Source organism: Phycicoccus sonneratiae, assembly GCF_016887965.1.
GTDB lineage: Bacteria > Actinomycetota > Actinomycetes > Actinomycetales > Dermatophilaceae > Phycicoccus > Phycicoccus sonneratiae.
Genome location: NZ_JAFDVD010000012.1, coordinates 201,107 through 216,296, shown reverse-complemented (window position 1 = coordinate 216,296; position 15,190 = coordinate 201,107). Strand labels below are relative to the sequence as shown.

Sequence of the window (15,190 nt, the reverse complement as noted above, 5' to 3'; positions counted from 1 at the left end):
GAACCCGGCCCCCGGGACGGGCGACGACCCCCAGCCCCGCCGCGACCTCGGCGGGGGCACACCCCGGGCGCGACACCCCCCCCCGCGGGGCCCCCCAGTGCTCACGCGGCGTGTTCTGTACTCTCGACGGCTCGTCGCGGTCGCTCAGGCCTCCGCGGGGGCCTCGGCGTCCGTGATGTCGCAGATGACCGCGCCGTTGGTGACGGTCGCGCCGACCTCGGCCTTGAGCCCGGTGACGACGCCCGCCTTGTGCGCGGTGATCGGCTGCTCCATCTTCATCGCCTCGAGGACGACGACCTGGTCGCCGGCCGCGACGGTGGCGCCCTCCTCGACGCTGACCTTGACGATCGTGCCCTGCATCGGGGCGGTGAGGGAGTCGCCGGACGCCGCGGCGCCGCCGCCCCCGCCACCGGAGCGGCGCGGGGCCTTCTTCTTCGTCGCGTGGCCGCCACCGCCACCTCCGAAGGAGAGGCCTCCGGGGACGGAGACCTCGAGGCGCTTGCCGCCGACCTCGACGACGACGGTCTGGCGCTCCTCGGCCTCGGGGGCGTCGCCGGACGGGCCCGAGTAGGCCTCGATGTCGTTGTCGAACTCGGTCTCGATCCAGCGGGTGTGGACGGTGAACGCCTCGGCGGGGTCGGCCGGGGCGAAGGCCGGGTCGGCGACGACCTTGCGGTGGAACGGCACGACCGTGGGCATGCCCTCGATGACGAGCTCGGCGAGGGCGCGGCGCGAACGCTCGAGCGCCTGCTGCCGCGTCCGCCCGGTGACGACGAGCTTGGCGATCATCGAGTCGAAGGCCCCGGCGACGGTGTCGCCCTCGACCATGCCGGAGTCCCAGCGCACGCCGGGGCCGTGGGGCACCTCGAGCCGGCTGACCGTGCCCGGCGCCGGGAGGAAGCCCCGGCCGGCGTCCTCGCCGTTGATGCGGAACTCGATGGAGTGCGCGTGCGGCTCGGGGTCCGGGTAGTCGAGGGTCTCGCCGTTCGCGATGCGGAACTGCTCGCGGACGAGGTCGATGCCGGTGACCTCCTCGGAGACCGGGTGCTCGACCTGGAGGCGGGTGTTGACCTCGAGGAAGCTGATGTCGCCCTGCGGACCGACGAGGAACTCGCAGGTGCCGGCACCGACGTAGCCGGCCTTGCGGAGGATCTCCTTGGAGGCCCGGAGCAGCTCGGTGTGCTGCTCCTCGGTGAGGAACGGCGCCGGCGCCTCCTCGACGAGCTTCTGGTTGCGGCGCTGGAGCGAGCAGTCGCGGGTCGAGACGACGACGACGTTGCCGTGCTGGTCGGCGAGGCACTGGGTCTCGACGTGCCGCGGGTGGTCGAGGAAGCGCTCGACGAAGCACTCGCCGCGGCCGAACGCCGTGACCGCCTCGCGGACGGCGGAGTCGAAGAGCTCGGGGATCTCCTCGAGCGTGCGGGCGACCTTGAGACCGCGACCGCCGCCGCCGTACGCGGCCTTGATGGCGACCGGGAGGCCGTGCTCCTGCGCGAAGGCGACGACCTCGTTGGGGCCCTCGACGGGGTCCTTGGTGCCGGGGACGAGCGGCGCGTCGGCGGCGAGGGCGATGTGGCGCGCCTTGACCTTGTCGCCGAGCGAGTCGATGGCCTCGGGACCCGGGCCGATCCAGGTGAGGCCGGCGTCGATGACCTTCTGCGCGAAGTCGGCGTTCTCGGCGAGGAAGCCGTAGCCCGGGTGGACGGCGTCGGCTCCGGCGGCCTTCGCGACCTCGATGAGCTTGTCCTGCAGCAGATAGGACTCGCCCGGGGTCGAGCCGCCGAGGGCGTGTGCCTCGTCGGCGACCTTGACGTGTAGGGCGTCGCGGTCGGGGTCGGCGTAGACGGCGACGGACGCGATGCCCGAGTCCTTGCAGGCGCGGGCGATGCGAACGGCGATCTCGCCGCGGTTCGCGATGAGGACCTTGCTGATCGGCATGCTTCGAGCCTATCGGTCCGCCCCGGGGGGCCGCCCGCGCCGCGGCGAGTCCTCGCTCACACCCCGAGCGAGCCGGCCAGCCGTCCCAGGAGGCGGGCGAGGGTGTCGCGGTCGCGCCCCGGGAGGCCGGCCAGCAGCCGCGCCTCGTTCGCCGCGTGCGCGGTCATCGCGCGGTCGATGAGCTCGCGCCCCGCCGCGGTCAGGGTCACCGGACGGGAGCGCCCGTCGGCAGCGCTCGCGTGACGCGCGACGAGGCCCCGCGCCTCGAGGCGGTCGAGCCGCTTGCTCACCGCGCCCGAGGTGACCATCGTCCGCTCGGACAGCTCGCCGGGCGTCAGGGTGAAGGGCTCGCCGTGGCGCCGGAGCGTGGCCAGGACGTCGAACTCGCCCTCTCCGAGGCCGAACTCGGCGTACACGGCGGTCAGCTCCGGGGTGAGGGCCGCGGCCAGTCGGTGGATGCGCCCGATGACGAGGACAGGCGTGGTGTCGAGGTCCGGCCTCTCGGCGAGCCACTGCTCGTGGACGGTGCTCACGTGGTCCATGGCTGAACTATATCTTCCTCGGAAGATAATATGTCTTCCATGGAAGCCAACTCCACCACCGTGCGGACCGTCCTCCTCACCGCGGTCGCCCCGGTCGCCTGGGGGTCGACCTACGCCGTGACCCAGCTCTCGCTGCCGCCGGGTCGACCGCTGTTCAGCGCCGCGATGCGCATCCTGCCGGCCGGGCTGCTCATGCTGCTCTGGCTCCGCGAGCTCCCGTGCGGCCGCTGGTGGGGCCGGTCCCTCGTCCTCGGCACGCTCAACCACGCGGTCTTCTTCGGGCTCCTGTACGTCGCCGCCTACCGCCTCCCGAGCGGCCTAGGAGCGACCCTGACCGCCGTCTCGCCGCTCGTCGTCATGGCGGTCGCCCGTATGGCGCTCGGCGAGCGCCAGCCGCTGGTCACCGTGCTGGCCGCGGTCGTCGGCATCGGCGGGGTCGTCCTGCTCGTCTGGCAGAACGACCGCTCCGGCCCGGTCGACCCGGTCGGGGTCGCGGCGTCGGTCGGCGCCGTCGTGTCGGCATCGGTCGGCTTCGTGCTCGTCAAGCGCTGGACCGAGCCCGGCCGGGTGCTCGTGACGACGGCCTGGCAGCTGGTCGTCGGCGGCGTGCTGCTCGTGCCGGTCGCGGCCGTGGCCGAGGGCGGGCCGCCCGCGCTCGACCTGCCCGCCGTCCTCGCCCTGGCCTACCTCGGGCTCGTGGGCTCGGTCGTCGGGTACGTCGTCTGGTTCCGGGGCCTGACCCGCATGGACGCCGGCGCCGTCGCCGTCGTCGGTCTCCTCAACCCGGTCGTCGGCACCGTGCTCGGCGTCGTCCTCCTGGGGGAGACGTTCGGCCCGGTGCACCTCGTCGCGATGATGCTCGTGCTCGGCAGCGTCCTCGCCGCGCAGGCCCCGGTCCGCGGAGCCGTCCTCGGACGGCTCCGGCCGCCCACCGTGCGGACATCGGCGCCGGACGAGATCCCGCGGCACGCGGAGGTCGCGCCCCCTCCGTCCGCACGCCTCGCGACCTCGACGGCGGCCGCGCGCCGCGGCTGAGGAGGCGACGGGTCCGGTGGCGTCGTCGTTCCGCCGCGCGCGTGGCGGACCTGGGTAGCGGTGCTCATGGCGTGCCGGGCACCGCTGCGGGAGACTGGAGGTGGCCCCACCGGGGTGCCCTCTCGCACCGAGGAGGACGCGATGTCCGCGCCACCCACCTCCGCCCCCTCCCACCCCTCGCCCGCTCCTGACGGACCTCCCCCCGCCGTCCCGATCCCGGCCACGCCCGGCCAGCTCGCCTGGCTCGACGCCCAGATCGAGGCCTGGCGGGCGGAGGGCCTCCTCGACGACGCCACGGCCGCGGCGGTCCGCGCGCGCTACGTCGCACACCGCCGCGTCACGCTGGCCAGCATCGTCCTCACCCTCGGGGCGCTCTTCGTCGGCGTCGGCCTGCTGTGGACCGTCGCCGCCAACCTCGACGAGCTGTCGCCCCTCGTGCGGTTCGTCGTCGTCGTGGCGCTCTGGGTCGGGCTGCTCGTCACCGCCGAGGTGCTGGCGACCCGGCGTGAGCGGCTCGGCGACGTCGCCTCGCCCGTGGTGGGCGCCGTCCGGCTGCTCGTCGCGGCCGCGTTCGGTGCGGTCGTCTTCCAGGCGGCCCAGAGCCTCCAGGTGGCGGCCTACGAGCCCGCGCTGCTCGGCGTCTGGGCCCTCGGCGCGCTCCTCTACGCCTACGCCGTCGCGGGGGTCGGACCCGCCGTCGTCGGCATCGCCCTCGGGGCCTCCTGGCTCGTCCGGCACACCGCCGACGCCTCGAACGACGTCCTCTCGGTCACCCTGGCCTTCGCGACCGCCGCCCTCGCCGCGGTCTCCGTCGGCGTGCTCCACCTGCGGCTGCGCGCCCGTGCCGACGCCTGGCGACCCCTCGGCGTCCCGTGGCGCGAGGTCGGCGGGCTGCTGACCCTCGGGGCGCTCTTCGGGGCCGCCCTGCCGTTCGCGCAGGAGACCCGGGCGGGCAGCCCGCTGCTGTGGGTCGTGCTGGGCCTGGCCGTCGTGCTGGCCGCCGCCGCGGTGGTCACGGGGCACCGCCTCGACCGGCTCGAGGTTGGCCTGGCCGCGCTCGGTCTGGTCCTCGTCGTCCTGCTGGCGCTGTGGCGACCGGAGGCCGACCCGAGCGTCGCGTCCGACCTCGCCCCCGGGGACTGGGTCCGGGCCGTCGTGGCGGTCGCCGTCTACCTCGGCGTCGCGAGCGGGTACGCCGTGCTCGGCGGCGCGCGCGACTCCGACCGGCTCACCTGGGCGGCCACCGCAGCCCTCGTCCTCTTCACGACGACCCAGGCCTTCGCGGTTTTCGTTCCGATCCTCTCCGGCGCCGTGCTCTTCCTCGCGGTCGGCGTGGTGCTCCTCGGCACGGGCGTGCTCGCCGACCGCGGTCGCCGCCGGCTGCTCGCCGAGCGGGAGGAGGGCGCGTCATGACGCCCCGCACCACCCGTGTCGTCGCCGCGGCGGCGGCCCAGCTCGTCCTCGTCGGCGTGGCCGTCTGGGCACCGCTGTCGGCCCGGCTCACCGGCGAGGAGGTGCGGCTGCGGGTGGCCGCCGTCGACCCCGTGGACCCCGGGCGCGGTGCCTACGTCGACCTGTCCTACCCCGACCTGCCCGGCAGCTCCGGCACCGGGGACTCGGTGCCGGTGGGGGAGGACGAGCGCGGTACCGCCTACGTCCCGCTCACCCGGCAGGGTGCGGTCTGGGTCGGCGGCGAGGTGCTGCGCCGCGCGCCGACCGGGGGGACGTACCTGCGCTGCGACGACTCCGGATGGCGGCTGCGCTGCGGCATCGAGAGCCTCTGGCTCCCGCAGGACGAGGCGGCCGCGGTGACCTCCGCGGTGCAGGCCGGGACGGCGGTCGCGACCGTGCGCGTGGACGCCCGCGGGAACGCGGCCCTCGTCGGCGTCGCCACCGGCTGACCCCGGACGCGCAGCGGGGCCGCCACGGCCCCTCACGGCACGTGGCGGCCCCGCGGTCGGGGGACCCGCGTCAGCAGGTCGACTTGTAGGCCGCCTGGCCACCCTCACCGGACAGGTTGTCCTTGGTGATGATGGTGAAGCCGGTCTGGATCTTCTTCTCCACCGAGCCGCCGGTCAGGGCGGCGACGGCCTGCTCGACACCGTCGGTGCCGATGGTGCCCGGCTGCTGGGCGACGAGGGCCTGGACGGTGCCGTCCTCAAGGGCCTTGATCTGGTTGGGACCGGCGTCGAAGCCGACGATGGTCAGGTCCTTGGCCCCGGCCTGGCGCACACCGGTCGCCGAGCCCTCGGCGGAGAACAGGTTCGTCGCGAAGATGCCGACGATGTCCGGGTCCTTCTGGAGGGCCGAGGAGACGAGGTTCGCCGCGGTCGCCGGGTCGTTGTGGCTGTACTGCACGCCGAGGTAGTTGAACGCGCTGTCGGCCTTGGCGGCGTCCTCGAAGCCCTTGACGCGCGCGTCGACGGTGGAGACACCCGGGTCGGTCGAGATGACGAGCACCTTGCCGCCGCTGGGCTTGGCCTGCTTGATGGCGTCGAAGGCGGCCTTCCCGCCGCCGACGTTGTCCGAGCTGATCTCGGAGACGGCGAAGGACGGGTCGTTGACGGTGGTGTCGACGAGGACGACCTTGATGCCCGCCGCGGCCGCCTGCTGCAGCGGGGCCTGCATCGCCTGGACGTCGGTGGGGGCGACGAGCAGCGCGGCGGGCTTGGAGGCGGTGACCGAGTCGACGATCGGCTTCTGCAGGGTCGGGTCGAACTTCTGCGGGCCCTGCGTCGTCACCGTGTACCCGAGCTCCTTGGCCTTGGCCTCGATGCCGCACTGCATGGTGATGTAGAACTCGTCGCCGGCGACGCCCTGGACGAAGGCGATGTTCTTGTTGTCGTTGCCGCCGCCGCTGGAGCCGCCCGAGGAGTCGGACGACGGCGCTCCGGTGGAGCAGGCCGCGAGGGCCAGCGCCGCTCCGAGCCCGGCAGCGGTGAACCTGAGGTTGCTTCGCATGGGTCGTGCCTTTCTGGGTGACTTCGTTGTCGGGTGGTGCAGGGTCGAGAGGACCGTCAGCCGCCCCGCACGGCGGCGGCCCGCCGGTGCTGGTCGACGTAGACGGCGGTGATGAGGATCGAGCCGACCGCCACGGTCTGCCAGTACGGGGAGACGCCGACGATGACGAACCCGGACTGCAGGACCGCGGGGATGAAGAGACCGACCATGGAGCCGAACATCGACCCCTGGCCGCCGAAGATGGACGTGCCGCCGATGACGACCGCCGCGATGACGTTGAGGTTGGTCAGGGACTGGCCGGCGATCGTCGTCGTCCCGTACTGGGCGAGGGAGAGGATGCCGGCGATGCCGGCGAGGAAGCCGGACAGCGCGTAGATCTGGACGAGCTTGCGGTCGACGTTGATGCCGACCCGGCGCGCCGAGGTCTCGTTCGACCCGATCGCGTAGGTGTAGCGACCGAACCGGGTGCGGTGCAGCATGATCCCGCCGAGCACGACGACCACGAGCGCGATGATCGTGATGGCCGGGATGCCCGCGAGCCGTCCGTAGCCGATGTTGTCCTGGAGGACCTGCGGCGCCGAGCGGATGTCGAGCCCGCCGGTGAGGATCTGGGCCACGCCGAGCGCGACCGACAGGGTGCCGAGCGTGACGATGAGCGGCGGCACCTTGGCCCTGGCGACGAGGAAGCCGTTGAGGGCGCCCCAGAAGATGCCGACGACGACCGCGAGCGCGAGCCCGACGAGCGCCGTCGTCCACCCGCTGTCGCCCATCGACTCCATGACCTTGGCCGAGACGACGGACGAGACGACGAGGACCGAGCCGACCGACAGGTCGATGCCGGAGGTGATGATGACGAACGTCATCCCGACGGCGAGCACGGCCCAGATGGACACGTTCTGCGCGATGTTCGTCAGGTTGCCGGTCGTGAGGAACGTGCTCGGCGACATCACCCCGAAGACGGCGACGATGACGACGAGGACCCCGAGGATCCACACCGACTGCATCGCCTTGACGCGGTCGGTGAGGTTGCCGTGGGCGGCCGTCGTCTCGATGGTCGACGCCGTCGGGGCGGTGCTGGTGCCGGTACCGGCTCCGGTGCTGGTGCTCATGCGGCTCCCTCCTTCGGGTCCAGGGCTCCGGTCATGGCGCCCACGAGCTCCTCGACGCTGGTGTCGGCGCCGCGGTAGGTCGCGACGCGCCGGCCGAGGCGGAGCACCTGGACCCGGTCGGCGACCTCGAGCACGTGGGGCATCGAGTGCGAGATGAGGACGACCGCGATGCCCCGGTCGCGGACCTTCTTGATGGTGTCGAGGACGTTGCGGGTCTGCACGACACCGAGGGCGGCGGTGGGCTCGTCGAGGAAGAGCACCTTGTCGGCCCACGCGACGGCCCGGGCGATGGCCACCGTCTGCTTCTGGCCGCCGGACATCGACCCGACGGGGACGACGACGCTGCGCACCGCGGACCCGAGCTCGGTGAAGGCCTGGGCCGAGCGCCTGCGCATCTGCGGGGTGTCCATGAAACCGAGGTGACCGAGCACGCCGGGGCGCATCACCTCGCGGCCGAGGAACATGTTCTGCGCCGCGTCGAGGTGGGGGGCGAGCGCGAGGTCCTGGTGGACGACCTCGATGCCGAGCCGCGAGGCGTCCTGCGGCGTGGCGAAGTGCACCGGCTCGCCCTCGAAGCGGACCTCGCCCGCGTCGAGGTCGAGGTTGCCGGTGAGCGCCTTGACGAGCGTGGACTTGCCGGCGCCGTTGTCGCCGATGAGGGCGACGACCTCGCCGGCGTCGACGTCGAAGTCGGCGTTGTCGAGGGCCTGCACCCGGCCGAACCTCCGGCTCAGGCCGGTGGCCTCGAAGCGGGGGCTCATGCCGCCGCCTCCCGGTACGAGCGGGCCCGGCCCTCGATGATCGAGCGGTACTCGTCGAGGCGGCGGCGCCCGGTGTCGGAGAGGAAGGCGACGCGCTCGGCGTGGTCCATCGCGACGGCCTCGCGCCACACGGAGCGGCCGGCGATGAAGCCGCTGGCGCCTCCCTCGTCGCAGCTGACGCGCAGGACGTCTGCGAACTCGTCGGAGGAGACGCCGGCCGACAGCACCGCCCAGGGGGCCGAGATGCGTTCGGCCAGACGGCGGCACGCCTCGGGACTGCCCGGGTACTCGAGCTTCAGCAGGCTCGGGTTCAGCTGGTCGATGAGCACCGCGGCCTCGATGATGGCGTCGGCCCGGGCCTCGGGGGAGAGGGGCTCCTCGCCGGACAGCGGGAAGACGAGGTTCTCGACGACCGACGGGATGCCGACCGAGGCGCAGTCGGCGACGAGGGTGCGCATCACCTCGACGGCCTCGGCCGTCGTGTCCCGGCCGTCGGCGCCGGCGGGGCGGTCGGCCCGCACCTGGACGAGGAACTTCATCGCGTGGGCGCCGCTGTCGCGCACCCACGCCGCGTCCTGGGCGGGGTCGAGGGTGACGACCGGCTCGCCGTCGTGGGTGAGCCGGTTCGGCGGCTCGGCCGCGAGGAGCAGGCCGAAGTGCTCGGTGGTCTCCGCGGCGCGGGCGCCCGGGAGGCCGAAGGTCGGGTCGACGAGGAAGGCCGAGGCGCTGCCGGCGAGCGAGGCGATCTTGTCGCGCTTGAAGGCGACGATCTCCTCGTCGGGGGTGTCGGCGCGGTCGACCGCGGCGAGCATGCGGCGCAGGGTGCCGCGCTGGTCCATCGCGAGGACGGCGAAGGTCCCTGCGTCGGTGGCGATGGCGTCGAGTCCGGTGGTGGTCATGCGGGTGCCTCCTGGGTGGGCTGCGGGGGGACGGGGGCGAGGTGGGCGGTGAACCACCCCGCGGGGGGTCGGGGGTCGGGGTCGGTGGGGTCGGCGTGCTGGGCCGCCCAGGCGCCGAAGCGGGCCGCGCCCCACGTGCCGGGCTGGTCGACGGCCGACACCTCGACGACGGGGGCGAGGTCCTGGCGGGCGGCGAGGACCGAGCGCATCCGGGTCCAGCCGCCCGCCACGACGAGCCGCTCGACGGGAACGCCCGCCTCGCGGAGCGTGCCGAGCAGGGCCCGGCCGCGGGCCGTGCCGCCGTCGATGGCCGCGCGCCAGACGTGGGCGGGCGTGTGGGCCTCGGACCCGAGGTGGATGTCGACCGCGTGGTCCTCCATCGCGTAGCCCGTGACGCTGACGTCGGCGGTGTCGCCGGGGGCGAGGGCCAGCGTGGCGGCGTCGAGGGCGGAGCGGGCGGGGTCGTGCTCGGCGCCGAGCACCTGCTGGACGCGCTTGAGGACCAGGCCGGTGCGCGTGCCGCCGATGAACCCGGTGGCCCCCCGCACGGTGTGCGGGTACACGGAGATGCCGCGCACCGCGAGGTCGCGCACGACGGCGGGGTCGGGGACGTGGGACGCGGACGCGAGGTAGGCCTCGGCGGTGCCGAAGCTGTCGAGCGCGGATCCCGGTGCGCCGCAACCGGTCGCGGCGGCCGCGACCGCGTGGTCGTGACCGGCGACGGTGAGCACGGCGCCGCGCAGGGCGGCGACCGGGTGGTCGGCGCGGACCGTGCCGGCGGGGGAGCCGGCGGCCACGACCTCGGGGAGGAGGTCGGGGCCGACCCCGAGGTGCTCGAGGGCCGGGAGCCACGGGCGGTTCGTGTGGACGTCGAGGAGGCCGGTGCGCCCGAGGAGGGAGAGCTCGGCGACCCGCCGGCCACCGAGGCGCAGGACGACGAACTCGGGCACCGAGAGCCACTGGAGCCCGCGCAGGTCGAGGCCTGCGTCGCGCAGGTGCAGCAGCTTGAAGAGGGAGGCGACGTGGCTGACCGGGAGCCCTGTGCGGGCGGGGAACTCGTCGCGCAGGGCGGCGGGGAGGGCTGCGGCCTGCTCGGTGCCGCGGGGGTCGTACCAGGCGATGACGGGCGACTGCTCGCGGCCGGCGGCGTCGACGAGGACGCCGGCCTCGGCCATCGAGGTGAAGCCGACGGAGCGGACGGTCGTGCCCGGTCCGAGGTCGGCGACGGCCCGGGCGAGGAGGAGCTCGACGGCCTCGACGACGGATGCCGGGCTCCGGTCGACGCGGCCCTCGCCGGTCTCGCGCCAGTCGGTGGCGACGGAGTGGTCGGCCAGCCGCCGGCCGTCGTCGGCGACCGCGCTGACCTTGGTGACCGTCGTGCCGAGGTCGAACCCGAGGTCGACGACGCTCACGACTCGGCCCTCGGGGCGAGCTCGCCCGAGCCGCGCGGCACGAGCAGGGTGGGCAGGACGGTGTCGAGGACCTCGGCGCCCGGGTCCTGGATGCGACGCGCCAGCAGGTCGAAGGCGGTGTCCGCCAACGCGGTCGGCCGCTGGTCGATGACCGTGGTCGGCGGGGTCATCAGCTCGGCGACGGGGTAGTCGCCGAAGATGACGAGGGCGACGTCCTGGCGGTGCAGCCGCTGCTGGGCGCGCAGCACCCCGAGGCCCATCATCGGGCTGGCGGCGAAGACGGCGGTGGGGGCGTCGGCGGTGGCGAGCATCGCGAGGGCGTAGGGGTAGGCCTCGTCGGCGGTCCACGCGCGCGTCTCGACGAGCCGGGCGTCGACCTCGATGCCGGCCTCGGCGAGCGCCTTCTCGTAGCCGGTGTACCGGTCCTGGAGGGTGTTGAACGCCGAGGTCTTGCCGAGGAACCCGATGCGCCGGTGGCCCCGCGCGACGAGGTGGCGCACGGCGTCGGTGGCCCCCTGCTCGTCGGTGACCCGGACGACGTCCTTGTCGGTGACGCCGCACTTGCGGTCGACGACGACGACCGGGACGTCGTCGGGCAGCGCGGCCGCGACGGTCCCGGGGTCGCCGAACGGTGCGACGACGAGGCCGGCGACGCCGCGGCGGGCGAGGCGCTGGATCTGCATCCGCATGCGCGTCTCGTCCATGCCGGTGGAGGCGACGAGGACGTCCATCCCGACGTCCATCGCGCGGGCCTCGATGACCGCGACGACCTGGGCGAAGAACGGGTCGTCGATGGAGTCGACGAGGACGCCGATGGTCGGCAGCTTGCCGCCGCCGAGGCGCTGCGCCGCGGGGTCCGGGTGGTACTGGAGCAGCTCGATGGCGGCCCGGACCCGGTCGACGGTCTCCTTGCGGACGTTCGGCGCCTCGTTGATGACGCGCGAGACGGTCTTGATGGAGAAGCCGGACTCGCGGGCGACGTCGTAGATCGTCGGGCGGCTCATGCGGGCACCGCCTCGGGGAGGGCCGCGAGGGCGGGCGCGACGAGCGCGGGGTCGAGCATTCCGCCCTGCTCGTGCTGGACGGCCGCCGCGGCGACGGCCATCCCGTAGCGGACGGCGTCGACGTCGGTGGCGCCCCCGACGAGGGCGGAGGAGGTGCCGGCGAGGAACGAGTCGCCCGCCCCGATCGGGTTGGCGACGGGGACCCGGGCGGCCCCCAGCCACCAGGTGCCGTCGGCGGTGGCCAGGGCCGCGCCGTGCGAGCCGGCGGTGACGACGGCGCGCCGGGCGCCGCGGGCGTGCAGCTCGAGGGCGGCCCCGAGGCAGCGCTCGGCGAGGTCGTCGCCGGACTCCTCGACGTGCTCGTCGGTGCGGCCGTGGAGCAGCGCCTCGGCCTCGCCGACGTTGGGGCTCACGAGGTCCGGGCCGCTCGACAGGGTGGCGGCGAGCACGGCGGGGGCGGCGTCGACGTAGGCCTCGACACCGTGCTCGTGGGCCGCCGCGACGACCTCGGCGTAGGTGGTGTCCGGGAGCCCGGGGGGCAGCGAGCCCGAGCAGGCGACGGCCGGGGCGCCGTCGAGCTCGGCACGCACCCGGGGGAGGAGGGTCGTGGGGTCCCAGTCCTCGGGGGAGGGGCCGCGGCCGTTGACGACGGTGACCCGACCGCCCTCCTCGAGGAAGATCATCGCGATCCGGCCCTGGCCGCGGTGCGCGACGGGGACGAAGGCGGTGCCCTCGGCGGCGAGCAGCTGCTCGAGGCGACCGTCCTCGACGGGCGAGAGGCCGACGAGGCGGGGCGTCCCGCCGAGGGTCCGCAGCGTGCGGCAGACGTTGACGCCCTTGCCGCCGGCGGTCGAGAGCGTGCGGGTCGAGCGACTCACGGTGCCCGGCGCGAGCGTGGCGAGCCACGTCGTCACGTCGATGCACGTGTTGGGGGTCACGACCAGCAACGGGGGCCTCCTCGCCCTGCGACAGCGCTGTCAACTCATGCCGACTCTTGTCGGCGAACCTGCTGTCTCGTAAGGTATGGCGGTATGACAGCGCTGTCAACACCCCGAGTCCCGACTCCGTCCACGATCGGCCTGCACCGGCGGATGTCCCGCCTGTGCGACGCCGCCGGCCACATCCGTACCATGGCCATCGACCACCCCGAGAACTACCTGAAACTCTTCGACGCCGACCTCGACGCCGTCTCCTTCGAGGAGGTCGTCGAGTCCAAGCTCGACATGGTGCGCGTCCTGTCGCGGCACGCGACCTCCGTTCTCCTCGACCCGATCTGGAGCCTCGGCCAGTCCGTCGCCGCCGGAGCGGTGCCCGGCGACGTCGGGGTGATCAGCGGAATCGAGGACCTCTACTACCGGCCCGACAGCGCCGTCGGCTTCGACACCGGGCTGCGGCTCAAGGAGGGCTGGGACCCCGCGGTCCTCGCCACGCTGGGGGTCGACGCCGCCAAGCTCGTCGTCTTCCACCGCGAGGACCAGGACGAGGCGGTCGTCGCCCAGCAGCACGCCGTCGTCGCCGAGGCGGCCGCGCAGTGCCGCGCCCAGCAGATGCCCCTCGTCGTCGAGCCACTGTGGTTCCCGGTCGGGGACGAGGACACCGCCGACCCCGCCGTGCGGGCGGTGCGTCGGAGCAGCGTGCTGGCGTCGGCCCGGTCGTTCCGCCAGGCGGGCGCCGACATCATGAAGGTCGAGTTCCCCGTGCTCGACCTCGACGACCTCGACGCGGCCCACGAGGCCTGTGCCGCACTGGACTCCGCCATCGACGGACCGTGGGTGCTGCTCTCGGCGGGGGTCACCTTCGAGGGCTTCCGCACCCAGCTCGACGTCGCCGCCGACCACGGCTGCAGCGGCTTCATGGCCGGCCGGGCCATCTGGGGCGACGCCGTCGGCCGGATGGACGCCGCCGCCCGCGCCGCAGGTGCCGAGCTCGCCGCCCGCCGCCTCGACGAGCTCGCCGAGGTCCTCGAGGGGCGTGGGGCGCCGGCGTGGACGCCGGTCGACCCCGGTGAGGTCGCCGCACTCGTCGGCCCCGACTGGTACCGGGGCGCGGTCGGCTCGCCCTCGTGAGCCGGTGATGGCCGCCGACGGACCGGGGCGGCTGCTCTGCGTGGGCGGCCCTCCGGGGTCGGGGAAGACCACCGTCGGCGCCCTCGTCGCGCGGGCGGCCGGCGTCGCGCTCGTCGACCTCGACAGCGTGACGACGCCGCTCCTCGAGGCCGTGGCCGCTGCGGACGGCCTGCCGGTCGACCTCGACTCCCCCCGGTTCGCTGCACTGCGCGAGGCCCGGTACGCCTGTCTCGCAGCGGTGGTCGCCGACTGCGTCCGGTCCGGGGTCGACGTCGTGGCCGTCGCGCCGTTCACCCGCGAGGCCGCGGACGGGTCGTGGTCGGCGTGGGGCGCGGCGGCCGGCGCGACCTCGGTCACGACCTGCTGGCTCCACGTGCCGGCGGACCTGCTCGCCACGCGGGTCCGGGCGAGGGGTCTGGCCCGTGACCTCGCCAAGGCCGGCGCGCCGGTCCCCGCCGCCACGGTGGCCCCCGCGTCCGTGGACCTGCTCGTCGACGCGGCGGGCGCGGGCCCGGACGACCTCGTCGCGCGGGTGCTCGCCGGGTGGTCGGCGCGTCCCTGAGGGGCGGTGGCACGATGGCCGCCATGAGCGACGACGCGGTCGACCGGGCCCAGCGGGCGCTGGAGGAGGGCATCTCGCGCGACTTCGGGTCGGCGATGTCCTACGGCGCCTACCTCGACCTCGACACGCTGCTGTCGGCGCAGCACCCGCGCAGCGAGCCGGTGCAGCACGACGAGCTGTTGTTCATCGTCCAGCACCAGGTGTCGGAGCTGTGGCTCAAGCTGCTGCTCCACGAGCTGCGGTCGGCCCGTGCGCTGCTCGCCGCCGACGAGCTGGCGCCGGCCCTCAAGCGGCTGGCCCGGGTCAAGCACGTGCAGCGCCAGCTCGTCGAGATGTGGGACGTGCTGGCCACCCTGACGCCCAGCGAGTACGCGCTCATCCGGCCGTTCCTCGCGACGAGCTCGGGGTTCCAGAGCGACCAGTACCGCGCGGTCGAGTTCCTCCTCGGCAACAAGAACGCCGAGATGGTGCGGGTCTTCGAGCACGACGAGCGCGCGAGGACGGGGCTGGAGACGCTGCTCGCCGAGCCCACGCTCTACGACGAGTTCCTCCGGCTGCTGGCGCGACGCGGCTACCCGGTGCCGGCCGCGGTCCTCGAGCGGGACGTCCGCCAGCCCTACCGGCTGGTGCCCGAGCTCGTCGAGGTGATCGCCTCGGTGTACGCCGCGCCCGACGAGCACTGGGGCGTGTACGAGACCTGCGAGGAGCTCGTCGACGTCGAGGACCTGTTCCAGCAGTGGCGGTTCCGGCACCTGCAGGTCGTCACGCGCACCATCGGGCACAAGACCGGTACCGGCGGTTCGAGCGGGGTCGACTTCCTCCGCAGGGCGCTCGACCTCACCTTCTTCCCCGAGCTCTACGAGGTCCGCACGGCGGTGGGCTGACCGAGCGGCACTAGGGT

General features: G+C 74.2%; 15 protein-coding genes. 6 read left to right on the top strand and 9 right to left on the bottom strand.

The window, feature by feature from the left end:
- Positions 1–144: 144 nt before the first annotated feature.
- Both JQN70_RS11640 and JQN70_RS11635 read right to left on the bottom strand, forming a co-directional pair.
- Positions 145–1,938, bottom strand: coding sequence for an acetyl/propionyl/methylcrotonyl-CoA carboxylase subunit alpha (locus JQN70_RS11640; RefSeq protein ID WP_204131507.1), 1,794 nt, complete (start codon positions 1,936–1,938; stop codon positions 145–147).
- A 56-nt stretch (positions 1,939–1,994) separates the two neighbouring features.
- The gene (locus tag JQN70_RS11635) at positions 1,995–2,480 is read right to left on the bottom strand and encodes a MarR family winged helix-turn-helix transcriptional regulator (protein WP_204131506.1); all 486 of its coding nucleotides are present in this window, start codon (positions 2,478–2,480) and stop codon (positions 1,995–1,997) included.
- A gap of 39 nt (positions 2,481–2,519) precedes the next feature.
- On the opposite strand from JQN70_RS11635, the gene JQN70_RS11630 reads away from it, so the two are divergent.
- From JQN70_RS11630 to JQN70_RS11620, 3 genes are all read left to right on the top strand, one after another.
- Positions 2,520–3,515 (top strand): DMT family transporter, encoded by a 996-nt coding sequence (locus JQN70_RS11630; RefSeq protein ID WP_204131505.1) that lies wholly within the window; start codon positions 2,520–2,522, stop codon positions 3,513–3,515.
- 141 nt (positions 3,516–3,656) lie between these two features.
- Positions 3,657–4,928, top strand: a complete 1,272-nt coding sequence (locus JQN70_RS11625) for a DUF2157 domain-containing protein (protein WP_204131504.1) — start codon at positions 3,657–3,659, stop codon at positions 4,926–4,928.
- The gene (locus JQN70_RS11620; protein WP_204131503.1) at positions 4,925–5,416 is read left to right on the top strand and encodes a GDYXXLXY domain-containing protein; all 492 of its coding nucleotides are present in this window, start codon (positions 4,925–4,927) and stop codon (positions 5,414–5,416) included. The genes JQN70_RS11625 and JQN70_RS11620 overlap by 4 nt, the downstream gene beginning before the upstream one ends.
- Positions 5,417–5,486: 70 nt before the next feature.
- Here JQN70_RS11620 and JQN70_RS11615 read toward each other — a convergent pair whose 3' ends face one another.
- Genes JQN70_RS11615 through JQN70_RS11585 form a run of 7 tightly spaced genes read right to left on the bottom strand, consistent with a single transcriptional unit; the run spans position 5,487 to position 12,599 of the window.
- Positions 5,487–6,476, bottom strand: coding sequence for an ABC transporter substrate-binding protein (locus JQN70_RS11615; protein ID WP_204131502.1), 990 nt, complete (start codon positions 6,474–6,476; stop codon positions 5,487–5,489).
- Between the two features lie 56 nt (positions 6,477–6,532).
- The gene (locus JQN70_RS11610) at positions 6,533–7,585 is read right to left on the bottom strand and encodes an ABC transporter permease (RefSeq protein ID WP_204131501.1); all 1,053 of its coding nucleotides are present in this window, start codon (positions 7,583–7,585) and stop codon (positions 6,533–6,535) included.
- Positions 7,582–8,346 carry an ATP-binding cassette domain-containing protein gene (locus JQN70_RS11605; RefSeq protein ID WP_204131500.1) on the bottom strand — a complete coding sequence of 255 codons (765 nt, stop codon included), beginning with the start codon at positions 8,344–8,346 and terminating at the stop codon, positions 7,582–7,584. The genes JQN70_RS11610 and JQN70_RS11605 overlap by 4 nt, the downstream gene beginning before the upstream one ends.
- On the bottom strand, positions 8,343–9,245 hold the full coding sequence (locus JQN70_RS11600; protein ID WP_204131499.1) for a hypothetical protein: 903 nt from the start codon (positions 9,243–9,245) through the stop codon (positions 8,343–8,345). The genes JQN70_RS11605 and JQN70_RS11600 overlap by 4 nt, the downstream gene beginning before the upstream one ends.
- Positions 9,242–10,657, bottom strand: coding sequence for an FGGY-family carbohydrate kinase (locus JQN70_RS20960; protein ID WP_204131498.1), 1,416 nt, complete (start codon positions 10,655–10,657; stop codon positions 9,242–9,244). The genes JQN70_RS11600 and JQN70_RS20960 overlap by 4 nt, the downstream gene beginning before the upstream one ends.
- Positions 10,654–11,661 (bottom strand): LacI family DNA-binding transcriptional regulator, encoded by a 1,008-nt coding sequence (locus tag JQN70_RS11590; RefSeq protein WP_204131497.1) that lies wholly within the window; start codon positions 11,659–11,661, stop codon positions 10,654–10,656. Before JQN70_RS11590 ends, JQN70_RS20960 begins: the two co-directional genes overlap by 4 nt.
- The gene (locus tag JQN70_RS11585; protein WP_307835946.1) at positions 11,658–12,599 is read right to left on the bottom strand and encodes a 1-phosphofructokinase family hexose kinase; all 942 of its coding nucleotides are present in this window, start codon (positions 12,597–12,599) and stop codon (positions 11,658–11,660) included. The genes JQN70_RS11590 and JQN70_RS11585 overlap by 4 nt, the downstream gene beginning before the upstream one ends.
- A gap of 192 nt (positions 12,600–12,791) precedes the next feature.
- Here JQN70_RS11585 and JQN70_RS20675 point away from each other — a divergent pair, with 192 nt between their 5' ends.
- The 3 genes from JQN70_RS20675 to JQN70_RS11570 are packed head-to-tail and all read left to right on the top strand — an operon-like array spanning position 12,792 to position 15,173.
- Positions 12,792–13,727, top strand: coding sequence for a beta/alpha barrel domain-containing protein (locus JQN70_RS20675; protein ID WP_204131495.1), 936 nt, complete (start codon positions 12,792–12,794; stop codon positions 13,725–13,727).
- A 7-nt stretch (positions 13,728–13,734) separates the two neighbouring features.
- Positions 13,735–14,289: a P-loop nucleotide/nucleoside kinase family protein gene (locus JQN70_RS11575; protein WP_204131494.1), complete on the top strand. Its 555-nt coding sequence runs from the start codon at positions 13,735–13,737 to the stop codon at positions 14,287–14,289.
- A gap of 23 nt (positions 14,290–14,312) precedes the next feature.
- Positions 14,313–15,173 carry a tryptophan 2,3-dioxygenase gene (locus JQN70_RS11570; protein WP_204131493.1) on the top strand — a complete coding sequence of 287 codons (861 nt, stop codon included), beginning with the start codon at positions 14,313–14,315 and terminating at the stop codon, positions 15,171–15,173.
- Positions 15,174–15,190 lie beyond the last annotated feature (17 nt).

Bases quoted from the DNA above. Each gene is read 5' to 3' on its own strand.
- JQN70_RS11640 (WP_204131507.1), bottom strand. From the start codon at position 1,938: ATGCCGATCAGCAAGGTCCTCATCGCGAACCGCGGCGAGATCGCCGTT.
- JQN70_RS11635 (WP_204131506.1), bottom strand. From the start codon at position 2,480: ATGGACCACGTGAGCACCGTCCACGAGCAGTGGCTCGCCGAGAGGCCG.
- JQN70_RS11630 (WP_204131505.1), top strand. From the start codon at position 2,520: ATGGAAGCCAACTCCACCACCGTGCGGACCGTCCTCCTCACCGCGGTC.
- JQN70_RS11625 (WP_204131504.1), top strand. From the start codon at position 3,657: ATGTCCGCGCCACCCACCTCCGCCCCCTCCCACCCCTCGCCCGCTCCT.
- JQN70_RS11620 (WP_204131503.1), top strand. From the start codon at position 4,925: ATGACGCCCCGCACCACCCGTGTCGTCGCCGCGGCGGCGGCCCAGCTC.
- JQN70_RS11615 (WP_204131502.1), bottom strand. From the start codon at position 6,476: ATGCGAAGCAACCTCAGGTTCACCGCTGCCGGGCTCGGAGCGGCGCTG.
- JQN70_RS11610 (WP_204131501.1), bottom strand. From the start codon at position 7,585: ATGAGCACCAGCACCGGAGCCGGTACCGGCACCAGCACCGCCCCGACG.
- JQN70_RS11605 (WP_204131500.1), bottom strand. From the start codon at position 8,346: ATGAGCCCCCGCTTCGAGGCCACCGGCCTGAGCCGGAGGTTCGGCCGG.
- JQN70_RS11600 (WP_204131499.1), bottom strand. From the start codon at position 9,245: ATGACCACCACCGGACTCGACGCCATCGCCACCGACGCAGGGACCTTC.
- JQN70_RS11590 (WP_204131497.1), bottom strand. From the start codon at position 11,661: ATGAGCCGCCCGACGATCTACGACGTCGCCCGCGAGTCCGGCTTCTCC.
- JQN70_RS20675 (WP_204131495.1), top strand. From the start codon at position 12,792: ATGGCCATCGACCACCCCGAGAACTACCTGAAACTCTTCGACGCCGAC.
- JQN70_RS11575 (WP_204131494.1), top strand. From the start codon at position 13,735: ATGGCCGCCGACGGACCGGGGCGGCTGCTCTGCGTGGGCGGCCCTCCG.
- JQN70_RS11570 (WP_204131493.1), top strand. From the start codon at position 14,313: ATGAGCGACGACGCGGTCGACCGGGCCCAGCGGGCGCTGGAGGAGGGC.